Source organism: Winogradskyella sp. PC D3.3, from assembly GCF_054366245.1.
In genome coordinates, this window is record NZ_CM135962.1 from 3686567 (window position 1) to 3702583 (window position 16017).

Genomic DNA, 16017 nt, shown 5'->3' on the forward strand with positions numbered 1-16017 from the left:
ATCCGTAAAGGATTAATGCACACTAATACTTATTACTATTATTTATCTGTTGAGATGGAATTGTTACGCAATGCACTTGGAGCGTACCCATATCTCTTCTTGAACGAACGAGAAAAATGGGGTATACTTTTAAACCCCACCCTATAAGCAATTGATTTAAGCGATACGTCGCTATATTGTATCATCATTTGAGCTTTTCTTAACCGTTCTTGCATTAAAAACCGATGCACTGTGGTGCCGTATAGTTCCTTAAAACCGTACTTTAATTTAAACTCATTAGTCCCTATTTGCAAGGCAAAATCTCTTAAGGACGGAAGCTCTTTATTTAAATTATTGATAATTATATCATGTCCTTCTCTTATTTTACGAATATCTTCGAAGCTTAATCTTAGTTTTGGTTTTAACGTTTTATTTTTGGAATTGACCCTAGACTTACTGTCTTTAATAACTCGTTCTTTTAAACTTGCGTCTAATTGTTTTTGAAAACTAGAACGATGAACAACCGCTATCAGTGTTTTACGATATTTAGTATTAGATTCATTAAAGGTTGTGATATAAAGGTTTTTAGGAATGAGTAGATTTCCTTTGGATTTAAATTTTAAGGCTATAGCGGTATCAAAAAACGCTTTCTTTCTAATTTGTTTCCATGTCTTTTTCCATTTAGGAATAGAAGATTTTGCTATTAATACTTCAAAATTTGTACCAATAATATCTTCATATAAGTATGACAATACATTACATGCTTGTTGATTGACCATTTGAATACGTCCTTCGGAGTCTAGAATAAAACTCATTTGAACAATGTCTAAAATCGTTTTTTCAGTATTTGTAAACCCCTGATGTATGATAGTATCTTGAATTTCTTCAGCCAACATGTTTAAAGTAACAATAAGGGCCTCAAGTTCATCGTTCTCTGTGGAACGTTCTATGCGATAGAAAAAGTTGCCAGAGGCCATTTCTAAAAGCATTTGATTGATAAGCTCCATTCGTTGAGATATAACAGCATCCATCTTAATTGGTTTACATTCTCTTTAATACCTACAGTGACTAATAATTATAGTCTTTTCTATAAGATTGCTCATTTGTACTGCTTTAAAAAATTTAATGCTTGCTCTATTGAAGTAAATGCTTCTGTAGGGACGGGAGGTTTACTGGTACGCAGATAGAATTTAGACAACATTTCTGAAACAGGAGATTCTACAATAAACGCTACAGCTTTAATTAATGTAGAACCTTCAATAGCTAAATATACTCTCGCTGCTTTGTTGATTTCTTTAATTTGACGTATATCGCATAGCACTGGTAAAAAAAGGCCTTCATGAAGTGAAAGTCGATCTTTAACAATATAAACCGCCGCAGGTAGATCTAATATAACATCTTTACGATATGTTACATACAAGATTCCATTAACAACTTTGTAAGTAGCGTACTCATTCTCAAGAACTATTGACATAATGATTTAGAAAACTGGTTTTTGGTAAATATAAATTTACAAAATAATCAATATAATCATTATCCCTCCCTTAACCTCCCTTAGTCATTATGGATTAATCATTACCTACAAAGGATTAACAGTTGCCTTAAAAGGATTTAGCAGAAGCGTATTTATTCAATTTTAAATAAAAGCTATTACATTAATTGCAAAACAAATTACGATGGCAAAAATTAAACACAATAATTTCCTAGACACTGTTAATAATGTATTTACAGATGCGATAGATGAAGGGGTCCTCCACCTCTATGCTGAAGGAGACCATTTTTCAGGCAGAACTATTGGTGTAAAAAATCAAAACCTTTTTCATTTTGGTACCACTGGGTATTTGGGATTAGAGCAGGATCCAAGGTTAAAAGATGCTGCGATTAATGCCATTCGCAGATACGGCACGCAATTTCCATTATCTAAATCATACATTTCTAATCCGCTCTACCAACTATTAGAAGAAAACGTTTCTGCAATGTATCAACATCCCGTTGTGATTACTAAGAATAGTACTTTAGGTCATCTTGGTGTAATTCCGAGTGCTGTAAAAGATCAGGATGCTATTATTTTAGATCATCAAGTACACTGGAGTGTGCAAAGCGCTGCTAAAGTATTAAAAACAAGAAGTGTTCCCATAGACATGATTCGTCATAATGATTTAAACATGTTGGAGGATAAAATAAAATCATACACCAATAGCCGAAAAAAGATTTGGTATATGGCAGATGGTATTTATTCTATGTTTGGGGATTTCGCTCCTATTAAAGATTTAAAAGCTTTAAGCTTAAAATATCCGCAATTGCATCTTTATTTTGACGATGTCCATGGTATGAGCTGGATTGGAAAAAATGGTACAGGTTACGTTATGAATGAAATCAATGCACTTTCAGAAAACATGCTCTTGTTTGGAACCTTGAGTAAAACCTTTGGTGCCAGTGGATCCGTATTAGTCTGCTCTAACAAGAAAATGCACAGAGACATAAAAACCTTTGGCGGGCCTTTGACCTTCTCTGCGCAACTAGAACCAGCATCTGTTGCAGCAGCTACAGCTTCTGCAGAAATTCATTTATCCCCAGAAATATATAGACTTCAAGACGATTTAAGATTAAGAGTTCAATATTTTAACTCCTTATTAGAACAGACAGATTTACCTGTTGTTGACAAAAACATGTCACCAGTATTCTTTATTGGAACCGGTATGCCTAAAACGGGCTATAATTTTGTCAATCGTTTAATGAAGGAAGGATTTTACGTTAACCTAGGCCTCTTCCCTGCTGTTCCAGTAAAAAACACAGGTGTACGCATTACGATATCACGACATAATCAACGTACAGAAATTAAAGCTTTGGTGGATGCTATGGCCTATCATTTACCTAAAGCACTAGAAGACACACATACAGACTTATATCGCGTACATCAAGCTTTTAAATTAAAATCATCATCTAAAACTAAGCAAACACTAAGTAAAAATCTAAGCTTACAATTAGAGACTTCTATTTCAAAAATTGATAAACAAATGTGGAACAACTTGATTGGGAATTGTGGTATTCAAGATTGGGACGGACTTCAATTTTTAGAGCAAACATTTCGAGATAATGTGCTAGAAGAAAATAATTGGAATTTCTGGTACCTCATGGTTTGTGATGCGCAAAAGCATCCGGTCTTAGCCACTTTTATAACCTCATCGCTTTGGAAAGATGATATGCTAGCCAACGCTACTGCGTCTAAAACTCTTGAAGAAAAGCGCAAATCAGATCCTTATTACATGACCTCAAACGTTTTAAGTTTGGGATGTTTATTCACTGAGGGTAATCATCTTTATATCAACGCTAATCATCCCCGTAAGCAAGAGGCACTACATTTGCTTATGCAAACATTAGAGACATTGGAACAGCGTTCTAATTCTAAAATGATTGCGCTTCGGGATTTTAGCATGAACGATACCTTAAATCGTTATTTTCTTGGTCAGGGTTTTGTTAGAATACAAATGCCAAATTCATGTCGCATTAATTTAAGAGCTGATGAATCTATTGAAGCTTATGTAGCTCGACTTTCCTCTAGAAACAGAAAACATTTGAGGAAAGACATTTTAGCTTATGAACCCTCGTTAGAGATCTCAATTTTGCAAACACTTAATGATCCCCAACTCAACCAAGTTCATCTATTGTATAATAATGTCCGCTTAAACAACCTTGGACTAAATACCTTCCCGTACCCTATAAACTTATTTAAAAACATGTCTGATCATCCCAATTGGGAATTTATACTCATATATCACCCTGAACAACCAAACAAAATCATTGGAGTAATGTTTTGCTATAAAAATAACGCTCAAACCTATGTTCCGTCCTTAGTCGGCATTGACTATGATTACCTTAAAATCTATCAGACTTACAGACAATTATTATATCAAACGCTTAAAAGGGCCATTCAGTTAAAATTTAAAACCATTGATTTGGGATTAACTGCATCCTTTGAGAAAAAAAAACTTGGTGCTGAGGTAGAAGAGAAATATGCCTATATACAAGCTTCTGACAATTACACTCTAGAACTTTTGGGATTACTAGAATGTCGTTGAAAATGAAACACATGGCTTTGTATAGTTATGACGTATCAAGAATTAATAACAGAATTTGAAACAACGGTGGAGTCTTTGGAGTCTCGTACTGATGATATTCTATACAAAGCTGAAAATGGTATTGCTAAGGCTGAAAAATGCATTAAAAAAATGCGAAAAAGGGTTCTTAAAAAAGGGTTTAGTTCAAAACATGAAGAAATTAGTTTTTTTAAGCATATAAAACCTCAAATATTCAGTCGATTGATTTATTACGTTAGACTGTTTAATATAGAAAGTAAACGCCCTAGAAGTAGCTCCAAATACCAAATAGAATATTTAAATAATCACATCAATAAATTACAAGTCTTTTTCAATGATAATCTTGAGTTCTATCATTACTATCGCAGAGGAGCTACGACACTAGATGAAGAATATTTTATTAGGGGCAAATCTGATTTACGATTGCCAACTGAATTCTTCCATTTTTTTATTGATGACCAGTTTTCTACATGTCAAGACACTACAGTAGCTACCATTATTGCCTATGATATGTTGATTGTTTATCTGCAACAAGAAATTGAAAAATTACAGTCGCATAAGGACACTAAAACCAATACAATGAAGCAAGCATCTTCAAAACTTTTTTGGACAGGAAGTAAAACAGAGTTAACCGAGTTAATTTATGCCCTGCATAGTAGCGGCTCCATAAATAGTGGAACTGCCGACATTAAGGAATTAGCCTCTATGTTTGAGCAGGTATTTAACATTGAACTAGGCAATTACTATCACACTTTTATAGAAATAAGAGCTAGAAAAAACAGTCAAACAAAATTTCTGGACTGGTTGACAAAAGTACTTCTGAAACGCTTTAAGGATTCGGATGAATAATTCTAAGTTTCCCCCAAGTTGGGAATACCATATTTTCTAAAAGATCCATTACTTTTAATACAAAATAGGGTAATACATTTATTGAACCCGCCCTTGTCATTTCCAAAACTATTCAAAACTTATATAAAAAAACTCCCATCTCTGTATAAACTATTGAAGACCATAGAATAAATCCCCTACAAATTTGCATAACGAAAGTCAAATTGACAGAACAGAGACTATCAAAATGTTTAAAGACTTTTTTTAGTCTCTTTCTTTAAAACCCTTTTATTATGCCAGCCACTATAATCACGACTGATGATCTCAGAGAATTTAAATTAGAATTACTCGCTGATATTAAATACATTAGCATTTGGTTAAAAGCAATCAAATTAAAAAGTAGACGCGTTCTTGGCTACGCAGTATTGTCTTAACATGTCTTTAACTATTAGGCTTAATACTAACATTTAAACGCTTTAGCCATCAAGGTTTGTTCTTTATTAGATATACCTATTTCTTTTGCCACCTCTTTCCAAGTTGTCACGACATCTAATACTTCTTGAATAATTTTATCCAATTGTTTATTATCTAGACGGAAAAACTCGCCTACACTTTTGGCTAAATCATAATCGAGTGCATTATTATCCATATCAATATTGAGTGCCAAACCGTCTTTATCTATGGATGGGTTTAAGTCGTAAGCTGGTGATAATATCCACCCTTGATTAGTTAATATAAATCCATGGTTTCTTAAATGGTCATCGGTATTTGAAATCGCAATATTGAAGACTATTCTACGCCATAACTGTTCTAAATTATCGTTAACCATAGCACCATAGTTTTGAACAAATTCTGCTAATTCTAAATAGCTTGCTGGATTGTCTCTTATGGTATCTTCGTTATTTCCTGTCATAGTCATAGCAGATGCAAAATGAAGTCTATAGCCTTCTTCACGATCAAATCTTTTGGTAAAAAATGTATTGAAACTGCCACTAATCTTTTCAATTTTAGATGGTGCCATGTGGATTCCTGCCTTTATTGCTAACTGATATGCCAGATATTCCCAAGCCGCTTTGTCTACGGTATCGTTTTTTGAAGGAAACTTTGCAATCCATAATTCTTTATTTTCATCTAATATATTAGCTTTTGGTCTTGCACCACCTAAAGAGGATCCTGGTGCCATTAAAATAGCTAACCATTTTCTTACTTCATCATTGTCGTCATCATCTTCAAAGCTCTTTGCTGCTTCTTGCAGCGCTCTAATGGATGACCACGGTGGTGTTGGATTTAGTTCATTATCATCTAAAAATGGCCCTTCTGGGTCTAGTTTAAAACGCAAAGCCCCCATTCGGCTTGCGTCATAAACCCCTAACAAATAATCAATTTCGTATAGTGTTATTGCCTTTTCATTTTTTGCAGCTGCTTGTTGTGACGCTCTACGCTTCATAAGTGTGCGCCCCCAAGTATCAGGCATACTATCTAAGAATACACCAAAATTTTCTTTATTGTTTGGGTATTGTGGTCCACTATAGAATTGAATGTCCGGATCCAATAGCATTTGTTCTTTGGATTTTAACCAATCGTTATCATATTCAAAACTGAATGCTTTCTTTCCTTTTGCATACAATGCGGAAAGGACTCCCATTAATTGGGGATCTTCTAAGCCTTTCCAATGTGCGTATATGTATATGTTTTGTTTACCTTTAGCCATATTATGTTTTCTTTTAATAGTAACGAGATTCCTGCCTACGCAGGAATGACAGTGGTTTTAAATTAAATCGAGGTCTTGAAGTTTTCTACCAAACTCATCATCCGCTGCTAGTTTGAGAAAATCATTTTGTAGGCCAAGTACACGCAGTACATTAAAATAAGCACCCATAGCAACACTTGGATTTCCTTGTTCTATTTGATATAAGGTTTTTCGCACTATATCTGCTCTTTCTGCTACCTGCGTGGTAGTTAATTTTCTTCTTTTACGAGCTAGTTTTATATTTTCGCCCATTTGTTTAAGCACTTCTTTATGCTTGGGGAATAGTATTTGCTTTTTCTTTGTCATTATTGAAAATGTGTATAAAATTACACAAATATAATGATTTTGAGTATAATAATACTCTTTTTTTTATTTTAATAACACTTTCTTTATCAAAAGCAATTAAATTGAAGAGTGACTCATATGGTTTTTAATTTTAAATTAAGGAACTCGTGAATGTTTAATTACGTTTATCCTTACTACTTGAATTAAAGCTTATCAGCTTAAACATTTAGCTCGCGCATATTTATTTTCAAAAAAGAAGCTCGTGAATATTCAACTTCGTTTGTCAACAGACTTAGCATCGAAACTTATTAAGTTGAACATTTGTCGCATTCTGGAACGCACTCTATTCCCGTAACGTTCTTCCAGTTCTTGTGCATTTAAGTTTGTGGTTACGTGAGTTCTAACTCCTCTATTTCGCTTGGGGTGACAGGTTCTTACAAATAAATCGTAGCGAGATAATAGGACTTCTCCCATAACATTACAGTCCTTCCCAAAGTGCCTTCCGGTTGTTTCTACTCCTAAATCGTCAAAGCAATAGAAATTACTATTTCCGTATTCTTGAACCGTCTTGTAACCAATGTTATTAAAAGCAAATGTGATGTTTCTTGCCGGAATTACCTCGTACGGCTTGTGATGAGGCACCATGTGACGCAGTAATTTCATTAAACTTGTTTTTCCACAGCCTACTGGTCCAGACAATAGAATACCTTTGTTGGGATCGATATTTAGTTTTGCACAAGCTTCAAAATCGCGAATGAAATAGATACACAGTTTATAAAGTACTACCTCATCTTCTTCATAAATTTTAAAGTTTTTACCAAATAGTAGTTTTCCTTTTGCATCTAGGTAAATTAAAATTTTCTTGAAATCGTATGAAATGTTATTGTCTTTAAATTCCCCTAATCGATATTGAACACTTCCTTCTTGAATTATATGTGGCTGTAGATTACTCATAGTGGTTCATTGTAATTTTTATTTTTGGTTGTCTTGAGATTATCAGGTTTTTGAGACCTTTGGACTGCGCTCAAGGTGACCTCTTTTTCCTTTTGAATTTCTTCTGCTTTTAGCATCCAATTACGAGCTGTTGCTTGCCAATTGACAATTATAGTTTTTCCACCTATTTTCCAACCAATGCCCTGATAATGATTGAAGAATTTTTGAGCTTCAACTATAGGCCAATTTTCTTTTTTGAAAAAATCAATCACTTCTTTTTCATTTTTTGGCTGGTCTAGTTTATTATTGTTTTTATTAGTTTGTATATGTTTATTAATAGATACCAGTGCTTGTCCTGTACTTGTCTCGATTTGAGTAGAGTTGTGTACCACTACTTGTCCAGAGCTTGTCTCGAATTTAAGCATCTTAATTTTGCTTCCTCTATACGGATTATGAGATGGAAAGTACACGATATACTTCCAATGACTTAATTCTTTTATACATCTGTGGTAAGTAGATTTTGAACCTATTTTAGACAATTGCATAACCTCATCACGGTTAATAAAAAATTCTTTTGGAAATCGGTTGATGTTCCACAATTGAAATAGGGCCATATATAGGCTTATATGGGTTGGGTTTAATCGACCATCTTTAGAAAATTGGTTAAAAACTGCGTTGAGATGTTTGATGTAATTGACTTCATTCATACAAATGGATTCCTGTTTACTTCGTAATGTATTCTCAATCAAAATATATTTTGATTTCAAATAATGCAGGAATGACAAATCAATATGAGATTTCTCGATAACTGCGTTACATACTTTCAATGAAAATATATTTTCATTTTAGTAATGCTTGAAATGACAGTGTACTTTTGGTTTTAAAATTTATTATGGATGCGGTTTTCTTGCATTACTTTTTGGATTTCTTCGTAGTCGTAATAAATGACTCCCCCGACTTTTGTGTAGGGCAGTGTGCCATTGATACGAAAATTTTGCAATGTTCCTGGTGAGATACTTAATAAGTCTCTAACCTCTGGTGATTTGAGCCATTTTTTAGGTGCAAAGCCTGTTTGATGGTTAATGATTGCTTTGATCTCTTCTAATAATTCTAATTTGAACTCTCGAATATTTCGGTAGTAATAATTGTTGCTGCCATAGGAAACGATTTTGTTTAAAATAGCTACCGCTTTGAACATGACATTCATCTGTTTAAATTATTTTTTTAGCTGTCTAGATATAATTCGCCACTAAACATCTTGGTGGGTATTCCAAATAGTTATTATGGCTCATTTCGCAGCAGTAGCTATTAATGTGATTTTTAAATTAACGATGAGGTCCCGAAACAAGTTCGGGATAACTTTCAAGGCTATCTTCAGAATTTCATTTCTTCCGATAGCCTTTTAGTTAATTTGACTTTCGTTTGGCAAATATGAAGTGAATTTGTGAGGTTTATTCACAAGAGACACCCAAGTTGGGTGTTTTTATTCATTGATTTACAATGCATTAATTTGTTTTGGATTTTATTTTAGATGGAATTTATCCATCTGTAAAACCCTTTAAATTTTATGACGAACAACCTTTCCCAAGGTCTACCCAAGTTGGGTGCTATTCGCTACTATCTTCTATGCGCTTAAGTAACGAATCTTTTATATTATCAATAAATTTTGTTTGATTTGTTTTTCTAGATTTAATTTCTAAAAATGGTCTGTATGTTGAAGCGTATCCATGGTATCTGATTCGACACCATAGATTTTCTCATTTAAATCTTCTATAATTGCTTTAAAGTTTTTATTCAATTGGAAGTATAGTACTAGACTCTACAACGCCTGATGGCTTAATTAATCTTGCATAAGGTTTAAAAGCCTTTTATTTAATATCTGAGTTACGTTATCATAAACCTCCCTTTGTGGTTTTAATAACCCTATGTATATAGGAATAACAGACTTCATTTTTTCTGCAACATGCCATGATAGATGTAACACTTGATTCGGTTGAAGCGTACTATCAAGTTCCTTTATTTCTTTTTCAATACTGTTGGCTATTTTTATAGCTTTATCGTTTGTCCCACAGCTCATTTCCTAAATATAATTTTTGTGTTAGTAAATATTCATATACCTTATTAACATTCTCTCCATTGAGAAATACAACATATCCATTCTTGGATTTTTGAAACATAATTGACAAGGTACTTACTCCACGGTCTTTACCAGTATGTAGCATAGCAAACTCACCATCACTAAAACCTGTTAGAATTTCCCAACCGAAAGCAAAGAAGTCGTTGTCACGTTTACTTTGTTATGTCAGATGTTTTATTATTTAAAACCACAGGGAAAATTACATCAGGTACATCAACTTTTACACTAATTCAAGAATATAGTTATAATAACCAAATTTATACTTATGTTGGTACTGTTGAGTTTTTGAATGAGGATGAGGCAAAAGTAACATTTGATGATGGTAGTGTATTTTATGTCAATACAAATAACTTAAGTATCAGTAATTAGTTTTAATTTATGTAGATTGATTAATAGCACGGTTTACTCCTTTAAGCAAGGCCTTTTATTGGGCCTTGCTTTTATTACTTTTAGTTTTAATTGAGATTTTTTGCTTTAAGAGTTCAATATCCTCGCTAACTTTTCTCTCAATTACTTTGGCATAAATTTGAGTAGTTGCAATTTTAGAGTGGCCAAGCAACTTTGATACTGTTTCTATTGGCACACCATTACTTAAAGTTATTGTAGTTGCAAATGTGTGTCGTGCGATATGAAAAGTTAAGTTCTTTTTGATTTTGCATAAGTCTGCAATCTCTTTTAAATACGAGTTTAACTTCTGATTTGAAATGTTAGGAAATAAGGTTTTTGTTTTCTTGGTTTTAATATGTCCTTTATATTTCTCAATTAATTCTTCAGCAATTGGAAGCAACGGAATTTTTACTTTGTTATGTGTTTTTTGTCTATTGGTGATTATCCATTTACCGCCATCAATTCCAAATGTGACATTGTCTTCATTGAGGTTCATCACATCAATGTACGACAATCCTGTATAGCAACTGAAAACAAATAAATCCTTAACGAGCTCCAATCTTTCAATTTCAAACTCTTTTTCAATAATGGTTTGTAACTCATCTTCATTTAAAAACTCACGCTCATTTTTGATATACGTTGGCTTGAACTTTATAAATGGATCTTTATCTATCCATTCCATTTTATAGGCTAATGTAACCATTTTGCGAAGTCGTTGGATATGCTTCATACCTGTGTTGTTTTCCATTTGCTTTTGATGGTCCTCCGGAACATAGGTACGTAAGAACTTTTCAAAGTCAACCAGAAAGCGAAATGTTAATTGAGATAAATAGATGTCTTGTATTTTCTTTTTGGTTAGGAATAGTTTGATATACTTTTGGGTAGTAAAGTAATTCTTTAAAGTACCGTAACTTAAAGATTCACTCATTTGAGTGTTATGATAATCAACCAATGTTAGTAAAGAATACTCTTCGTTATCTTCTCCCAGAAACCTTGCTTTAATAGATTGAGCACAGATAAAAGCTTTCTCTTTTACGAGTTCATCGTGAGCTTCATATATTCTATTTTTGACCTGGTCTAAATACCTGTTTAGTAGTCTTGATTCTTGTTTGTTCCCTCTTGCTCTTCCTTTGTTGGAATCCCATTCAGATACAATTACTTTTCGTTGCAAACTGATATTTGCACGTTTACCATTAACTGTTATTCGAGCATAAACAGAAACTTGGTTATTAATTTTACGTGTAGCACTTACCCAAAATGATAAGCTAAAGGTGGTTTGTGATTGCATAGTTGTCGTCTTTTTGTTAAACATTCATCGAGACGAAAGTCAAATCAACTATTTCAATTACAGTATTTTAAGTATCTATTCGGTTAACACTTTTTTACTTTGCTAACTGTTAACCGAATTGTTAACCGAATTAAACTATATTAATTCAATTCTTATGATAGTCTAAAAACCATAAAACCTTGTAAATCATACGATTTACAAGGTTTTAGTTTCTATTGGTATTAATTTTTGTCGGGGTGGCAGGATTCGAACCTGCGGCCTCCACGTCCCAAACGTGGCGCGATAACCGGGCTACGCTACACCCCGAATTGTGATTTTTCAATTTCGGACTGCAAATATATAATTTTTCTTTAGAATCCCATAACATTTGTCTAACTTTAAAGTCTTAATCTTTTTTTAGACAACACGATCATGAATATAAAAAGTATTATTTTAGGGCTAATTATAACAACGACAATAGCTTACGCTCAAGATAAAAATCCTAAGAATTTAGAAAATTCTCATAAAATAATTGTTTCAGATCTCAATATTCCTTGGAGTTTTACGTTTTTACCAGATGAATCAATACTAATTACCGAGAAATCTGGGGAACTTATTCATTTCAAAAATGGAAAAAAAACAAGTATTTCTGGTTTACCTGAAATTTATGTTCGCGGACAAGGCGGACTATTAGATATCATTTTACATCCCAATTATAATGAAAACGGATGGATTTATTTTTCCTATGCCTCACCTGAAGGAGACGGCAACGGAGGTAACACTGCTATTGCAAGAGCAAAGCTAAACGATAATGTTTTAACCAACTTACAGGTACTATACAAAGCGTCACCAAATACCACAAAAGGGCAACATTTTGGATCTCGCTTAGTTTTCGACGATGATGGTTACCTGTTTTTTAGTATTGGCGAACGTGGAAATAGAGATGAAAACCCACAAGATATTACAAGAGATGGCGGAAAAATTTATCGTCTTAATGATGATGGCTCTATTCCTGAAGACAATCCTTTTGTCAATGAAGCCAATGCTAAAACCGCTATTTACTCTTATGGTCACAGAAATCCTCAAGGGATGACACTACATCCTGATTCTAGACAAATATGGGCACACGAACATGGTCCAAAAGGCGGTGACGAAATAAACATCATTAAAGCTGGTAAAAATTATGGTTGGCCTGTTATTAGTTATGGAGTAAATTACAGTGGTACAAAATTTACTGAAATCACAGAACAAGAAGGCATGGAACAACCTATTCACTATTGGGATCCTTCAATTGCTCCAAGCGGAATGGCTTTTATAAAAAGCGACAAATATGGGGATTGGGACGGAAGCCTTCTTGTAGGATCATTAAAGTTTCAATACTTAGATCGCTGCACCTTAAAAGACAATAAGGTAATTAAAGAAGAACGCTTACTCGATGGCTTAGGACGTGTAAGATGTGTAGAACAAGGACCTGACGGCTATATTTATGTAGGTATAGAAAACTTAGGAATCGTAAAACTAATTAGAAAATGAAAAACATAAGTATTCTCGCTGTATTGATTGTAATTATAACATCTTGTAATTCAAATAAAGAAAAACAGCAACTCATAACTCAAAATCAAGAGCCCCCTCAACTTAAAGCAAGTATAGAACGTGGAAAAGCTGTTTATAATGATATGTGCATTACTTGTCACCTTCCTAATGGAGAAGGTGTACCTAGAGCATTTCCTCCTTTAGCAGATTCAGATTACTTAAGAAACAATCAAACAGAAAGCATAAAAGCAGTTAAATACGGCAAATCTGATAAAATAACAGTTAACGGAATGACTTATAACGGCACAATGGCGCCATTAGGACTTTCGGATAACGAAGTTGCAGATGTCCTCAATTTCATTAATAATAGTTGGGGGAACGCAATTAACAACTTCGTTACACCTGAGAAAGTTTCCAAATTATAAACCCACCATTCTACTTAAATAATTAAATTTGTAGCGTTCAAACAAATAAAAAATCAATATGCTTATTATAGGAATTGCAGGTGGTACAGGCTGCGGAAAAACAACAGTTGTTAACACTATTCTAAAAGAATTACCCGAAGGTGAAGTTGGTGTAATTTCTCAAGATTCTTACTACAAAGACACCTCACATTTAAGTTTTGAAGAGCGTGTTAAAATTAACTTTGACCATCCAAGATCTATAGATTTTGAATTATTAGAGCACCACTTGAAAGAATTAAAAGCAGGAAACAGTATTAATCAACCTGTATATTCATTTGTAAAACATAACCGAACAGGTGATGTTATTGTTACAAAACCAAGAAAAGTTATGATTGTTGAAGGGATATTAATACTTTCTCATGCTGAAATCCGTGATCTTTTTGATATCAAAATATATGTTCATGCAGATTCTGATGAGCGTTTAATACGACGATTAAGACGCGATATTACAGAACGAGGTAGAGACATAAATGAAGTGCTTCAACGTTATCAATCAACGTTAAAACCCATGCATCAGCAGTTTATTGAACCAATGAAAGAATATGCCGATATCATTATCCCTAACAACAAATACAACACAGTTGCTGTGGATATCGTTAAAACCATAATCAACGAGCGTTTATAATGTCTAAATTCAATATCAAATATCTAAAACCGTTTAAGAACATATACGTCATTGTTCTTATTGTATTTGTGGTTTGGATGTTGTTTTTTGATGCCCACTCATGGTTGTTCCATCATGAGTTAAATAACGATATTAACGAATTAGAATACCAAAAGGAACACTACAGAAACGAAATGGCCAAAGACGATAAAGCCATTAAAGAACTCAGCACAGACGAAGGTATTGAGCGTACCGCACGCGAAACCTATTACATGAAAAAATCTAACGAAGATATTTTCATTATTGAATACGAAGACAGTATTACGAAACAGAAAAAAGATGAGTAAATCATTATTTAATGACTTTGAAGACGTATCTTCAAAAGAATGGAAACAGAAAATACAAGCAGACCTTAAAGGTGCAGATTACAATGACACCCTAATCTGGAAAACAAATGAAGGGATTAATGTAAAACCGTTTTACCATGCCGACGAGTTTGACGCACTTCCCGAAATCTCAAACAGCAAAGCAACTCTTTGGAAAATCGCCCAATCTATTGATGTTACCGATGCTAAAACAGCCAACTTAAAAGCTCTTGACGCTATTAATCGTGGTGCCGATAGTATTTGGTTTAACCTGACATCTCAGACCATTTCGACTAAAGAATTATTTGAAAACATCGATTTAAACAAAGTAACCGTTGATCTCAAATGTGATTTCCTCTCAGATAGCTTTGTTCAAAATTTACGAAATAAGACTCAACGCACTTCAAACGCACTCAACACAAGTGATACTGAAGTATCGCGTCTAAATATCCTTACTGATATCATCGGCAATTTAGCTAAAACAGGAAATTGGTATAGCAATCTCAACAAGGATTTCAGCACCTACGAAGCCATAGTTAAATCAACGAATCAAGTCAGTATCGATCTCAGCTTGTATCAAAATGCAGGAGCAACCATTACCCAACAATTAGCCTATAGCCTTGCTCATGCTAATGAATATTTAAATCATTTTGACAACAATAAAGAGTCGGCATTAAGCAATGTTAACGTATCTTTTAGCATCGCTGTTGGCTCAAACTATTTCTTCGAAATAGCAAAAATTAGAGCCTTACGCCAATTATGGTCTACACTAGCTTCTGAGTATGGCTTAAACACCAATTGCAGAATTTCTGCAACACCGAGTAAACGCAATAAAACTATTTACGATTATAACGTAAACATGCTAAGAACAACCACTGAATGTATGAGTGCTATTCTTGGTGGAGCCGATACCATTTGCAACTTACCTTATGATGCTATTTTTCACTATCCAAATGAGTTTGGAGATCGCATTGCTCGAAATCAACTTTTGATTTTAAAAAATGAGAGCTATTTAGACAAAGTCAATAATCCTGCAGATGGCTCATATTACATTGAAAGCTTAACCGCACAATTAGCAGAAAAAGCACTTAACATATTTAAGAACATCGAAGCTAATGGAGGTTTTTTAAGTCAATTAAAAGAAGGAACAATTCAACGAAAAATCAAAGAAAGCGCAGCTAAAGAACAAGCCGATTTTGATGCTGAAAAATTAGTTTTATTAGGATCAAATAAACATCCTAATACCACTGACAAAATGAAACACGACTTAGAAATTAGTCCATTTTTAAAAATCCAAAAGCGCAAAACCTTAATTGAACCAATCATTGAGAAAAGACTATCTGAAAAACTGGAATACAACAGATTGAACAAGGAGTAAAATACACTAT

18 protein-coding genes, 1 tRNA gene and 1 pseudogene are annotated in these 16017 nt (G+C 33.6%); 9 read left to right on the forward strand and 11 right to left on the reverse strand.

Annotated features, from left to right (window positions below; translation table 11 throughout):
* Positions 1 to 38: 38 nt before the first annotated feature.
* Together ACXGSQ_RS16360 and ACXGSQ_RS16365 are read right to left on the reverse strand one after the other, a co-directional pair.
* A complete protein-coding gene (locus ACXGSQ_RS16360; protein WP_458627218.1) occupies positions 39 to 1010 on the reverse strand; it encodes a helix-turn-helix transcriptional regulator in 972 nt (323 codons plus the stop codon).
* Positions 1011 to 1078: 68 nt separating this feature from the next.
* Positions 1079 to 1453: a DUF7793 family protein gene (locus ACXGSQ_RS16365; RefSeq protein ID WP_458627219.1), complete on the reverse strand. Its 375-nt coding sequence runs from the start codon at positions 1451 to 1453 to the stop codon at positions 1079 to 1081.
* Between the two features lie 202 nt (positions 1454 to 1655).
* On the opposite strand from ACXGSQ_RS16365, the gene ACXGSQ_RS16370 reads away from it, so the two are divergent.
* From ACXGSQ_RS16370 to ACXGSQ_RS16380, 3 genes are all read left to right on the forward strand, one after another.
* The gene (locus tag ACXGSQ_RS16370) at positions 1656 to 4058 is read left to right on the forward strand and encodes an aminotransferase class I/II-fold pyridoxal phosphate-dependent enzyme (protein ID WP_458627220.1); all 2403 of its coding nucleotides are present in this window, start codon (positions 1656 to 1658) and stop codon (positions 4056 to 4058) included.
* Positions 4059 to 4085: 27 nt separating this feature from the next.
* A complete protein-coding gene (locus ACXGSQ_RS16375) occupies positions 4086 to 4925 on the forward strand; it encodes an RteC domain-containing protein (protein WP_458627221.1) in 840 nt (279 codons plus the stop codon).
* A gap of 272 nt (positions 4926 to 5197) precedes the next feature.
* Positions 5198 to 5338 (forward strand): hypothetical protein, encoded by a 141-nt coding sequence (locus ACXGSQ_RS16380; protein WP_458627222.1) that lies wholly within the window; start codon positions 5198 to 5200, stop codon positions 5336 to 5338.
* A 26-nt stretch (positions 5339 to 5364) separates the two neighbouring features.
* Here the strand turns inward: ACXGSQ_RS16380 and ACXGSQ_RS16385 are convergent, their stop codons facing one another.
* The 7 genes and pseudogenes from ACXGSQ_RS16385 to ACXGSQ_RS16415 all read right to left on the reverse strand — a co-directional run bounded on the left by ACXGSQ_RS16385 (position 5365) and on the right by ACXGSQ_RS16415 (position 9949).
* Positions 5365 to 6615, reverse strand: coding sequence for a type II toxin-antitoxin system HipA family toxin (locus ACXGSQ_RS16385; RefSeq protein ID WP_458627223.1), 1251 nt, complete (start codon positions 6613 to 6615; stop codon positions 5365 to 5367).
* A gap of 57 nt (positions 6616 to 6672) precedes the next feature.
* The gene (locus tag ACXGSQ_RS16390; protein WP_458627224.1) at positions 6673 to 6960 is read right to left on the reverse strand and encodes a helix-turn-helix domain-containing protein; all 288 of its coding nucleotides are present in this window, start codon (positions 6958 to 6960) and stop codon (positions 6673 to 6675) included.
* Between the two features lie 249 nt (positions 6961 to 7209).
* The gene (locus ACXGSQ_RS16395) at positions 7210 to 7893 is read right to left on the reverse strand and encodes a P-loop NTPase family protein (protein WP_458627225.1); all 684 of its coding nucleotides are present in this window, start codon (positions 7891 to 7893) and stop codon (positions 7210 to 7212) included.
* A complete protein-coding gene (locus ACXGSQ_RS16400; protein ID WP_458627226.1) occupies positions 7890 to 8579 on the reverse strand; it encodes a hypothetical protein in 690 nt (229 codons plus the stop codon). The genes ACXGSQ_RS16395 and ACXGSQ_RS16400 overlap by 4 nt, the downstream gene beginning before the upstream one ends.
* A 173-nt stretch (positions 8580 to 8752) precedes the next feature.
* A pseudogene (locus ACXGSQ_RS16405) lies at positions 8753 to 9030 on the reverse strand (helix-turn-helix domain-containing protein).
* Positions 9031 to 9479: 449 nt separating this feature from the next.
* Positions 9480 to 9611: an RteC domain-containing protein gene (locus tag ACXGSQ_RS16410; protein WP_458629372.1), complete on the reverse strand. Its 132-nt coding sequence runs from the start codon at positions 9609 to 9611 to the stop codon at positions 9480 to 9482.
* 101 nt (positions 9612 to 9712) lie between these two features.
* Positions 9713 to 9949, reverse strand: coding sequence for a hypothetical protein (locus tag ACXGSQ_RS16415; protein WP_458627227.1), 237 nt, complete (start codon positions 9947 to 9949; stop codon positions 9713 to 9715).
* Positions 9950 to 10171: 222 nt separating this feature from the next.
* Here ACXGSQ_RS16415 and ACXGSQ_RS16420 point away from each other — a divergent pair, with 222 nt between their 5' ends.
* The gene (locus ACXGSQ_RS16420; RefSeq protein ID WP_458627228.1) at positions 10172 to 10378 is read left to right on the forward strand and encodes a hypothetical protein; all 207 of its coding nucleotides are present in this window, start codon (positions 10172 to 10174) and stop codon (positions 10376 to 10378) included.
* Positions 10379 to 10433: 55 nt separating this feature from the next.
* Here ACXGSQ_RS16420 and ACXGSQ_RS16425 read toward each other — a convergent pair whose 3' ends face one another.
* Positions 10434 to 11684 (reverse strand): site-specific integrase, encoded by a 1251-nt coding sequence (locus ACXGSQ_RS16425; RefSeq protein WP_458627229.1) that lies wholly within the window; start codon positions 11682 to 11684, stop codon positions 10434 to 10436.
* A 231-nt stretch (positions 11685 to 11915) separates the two neighbouring features.
* Positions 11916 to 11990 (reverse strand) — tRNA-Pro (locus tag ACXGSQ_RS16430).
* 105 nt (positions 11991 to 12095) lie between these two features.
* Between ACXGSQ_RS16430 and ACXGSQ_RS16435 the strand changes: the two genes are divergently transcribed.
* The 5 genes from ACXGSQ_RS16435 to ACXGSQ_RS16455 are packed head-to-tail and all read left to right on the forward strand — an operon-like array spanning position 12096 to position 16007.
* The gene (locus ACXGSQ_RS16435) at positions 12096 to 13196 is read left to right on the forward strand and encodes a PQQ-dependent sugar dehydrogenase (RefSeq protein WP_458627230.1); all 1101 of its coding nucleotides are present in this window, start codon (positions 12096 to 12098) and stop codon (positions 13194 to 13196) included.
* Entirely contained in the window at positions 13193 to 13621 is a 429-nt protein-coding gene (locus ACXGSQ_RS16440) for a c-type cytochrome (protein WP_458627231.1), read from the forward strand. The genes ACXGSQ_RS16435 and ACXGSQ_RS16440 overlap by 4 nt, the downstream gene beginning before the upstream one ends.
* A gap of 58 nt (positions 13622 to 13679) precedes the next feature.
* Positions 13680 to 14285, forward strand: coding sequence for a uridine kinase (gene udk / locus ACXGSQ_RS16445; RefSeq protein WP_458627232.1), 606 nt, complete (start codon positions 13680 to 13682; stop codon positions 14283 to 14285).
* The gene (locus ACXGSQ_RS16450; RefSeq protein ID WP_458627233.1) at positions 14285 to 14611 is read left to right on the forward strand and encodes an FtsB family cell division protein; all 327 of its coding nucleotides are present in this window, start codon (positions 14285 to 14287) and stop codon (positions 14609 to 14611) included. The genes udk and ACXGSQ_RS16450 overlap by 1 nt, the downstream gene beginning before the upstream one ends.
* A complete protein-coding gene (locus ACXGSQ_RS16455) occupies positions 14604 to 16007 on the forward strand; it encodes a methylmalonyl-CoA mutase subunit beta (protein WP_458627234.1) in 1404 nt (467 codons plus the stop codon). The genes ACXGSQ_RS16450 and ACXGSQ_RS16455 overlap by 8 nt, the downstream gene beginning before the upstream one ends.
* Positions 16008 to 16017: the final 10 nt, after the last annotated feature.

What these genes read in the sequence shown, in the direction of transcription:
- ACXGSQ_RS16375 (WP_458627221.1), top strand. Translation starts at nt 4,086, where the DNA reads ATGACGTATCAAGAATTAATAACAGAATTTGAAACAACGGTGGAGTCT.
- ACXGSQ_RS16360 (WP_458627218.1), bottom strand. Translation starts at nt 1,010, where the DNA reads ATGGATGCTGTTATATCTCAACGAATGGAGCTTATCAATCAAATGCTT.
- ACXGSQ_RS16440 (WP_458627231.1), top strand. Translation starts at nt 13,193, where the DNA reads ATGAAAAACATAAGTATTCTCGCTGTATTGATTGTAATTATAACATCT.
- ACXGSQ_RS16365 (WP_458627219.1), bottom strand. Translation starts at nt 1,453, where the DNA reads ATGTCAATAGTTCTTGAGAATGAGTACGCTACTTACAAAGTTGTTAAT.
- ACXGSQ_RS16370 (WP_458627220.1), top strand. Translation starts at nt 1,656, where the DNA reads ATGGCAAAAATTAAACACAATAATTTCCTAGACACTGTTAATAATGTA.
- ACXGSQ_RS16390 (WP_458627224.1), bottom strand. Translation starts at nt 6,960, where the DNA reads ATGACAAAGAAAAAGCAAATACTATTCCCCAAGCATAAAGAAGTGCTT.
- ACXGSQ_RS16420 (WP_458627228.1), top strand. Translation starts at nt 10,172, where the DNA reads ATGTCAGATGTTTTATTATTTAAAACCACAGGGAAAATTACATCAGGT.
- udk (WP_458627232.1), top strand. Translation starts at nt 13,680, where the DNA reads ATGCTTATTATAGGAATTGCAGGTGGTACAGGCTGCGGAAAAACAACA.
- ACXGSQ_RS16415 (WP_458627227.1), bottom strand. Translation starts at nt 9,949, where the DNA reads ATGAGCTGTGGGACAAACGATAAAGCTATAAAAATAGCCAACAGTATT.
- ACXGSQ_RS16435 (WP_458627230.1), top strand. Translation starts at nt 12,096, where the DNA reads ATGAATATAAAAAGTATTATTTTAGGGCTAATTATAACAACGACAATA.
- ACXGSQ_RS16380 (WP_458627222.1), top strand. Translation starts at nt 5,198, where the DNA reads ATGCCAGCCACTATAATCACGACTGATGATCTCAGAGAATTTAAATTA.
- ACXGSQ_RS16455 (WP_458627234.1), top strand. Translation starts at nt 14,604, where the DNA reads ATGAGTAAATCATTATTTAATGACTTTGAAGACGTATCTTCAAAAGAA.
- ACXGSQ_RS16450 (WP_458627233.1), top strand. Translation starts at nt 14,285, where the DNA reads ATGTCTAAATTCAATATCAAATATCTAAAACCGTTTAAGAACATATAC.
- ACXGSQ_RS16395 (WP_458627225.1), bottom strand. Translation starts at nt 7,893, where the DNA reads ATGAGTAATCTACAGCCACATATAATTCAAGAAGGAAGTGTTCAATAT.
- ACXGSQ_RS16385 (WP_458627223.1), bottom strand. Translation starts at nt 6,615, where the DNA reads ATGGCTAAAGGTAAACAAAACATATACATATACGCACATTGGAAAGGC.
- ACXGSQ_RS16425 (WP_458627229.1), bottom strand. Translation starts at nt 11,684, where the DNA reads ATGCAATCACAAACCACCTTTAGCTTATCATTTTGGGTAAGTGCTACA.
- ACXGSQ_RS16400 (WP_458627226.1), bottom strand. Translation starts at nt 8,579, where the DNA reads ATGAATGAAGTCAATTACATCAAACATCTCAACGCAGTTTTTAACCAA.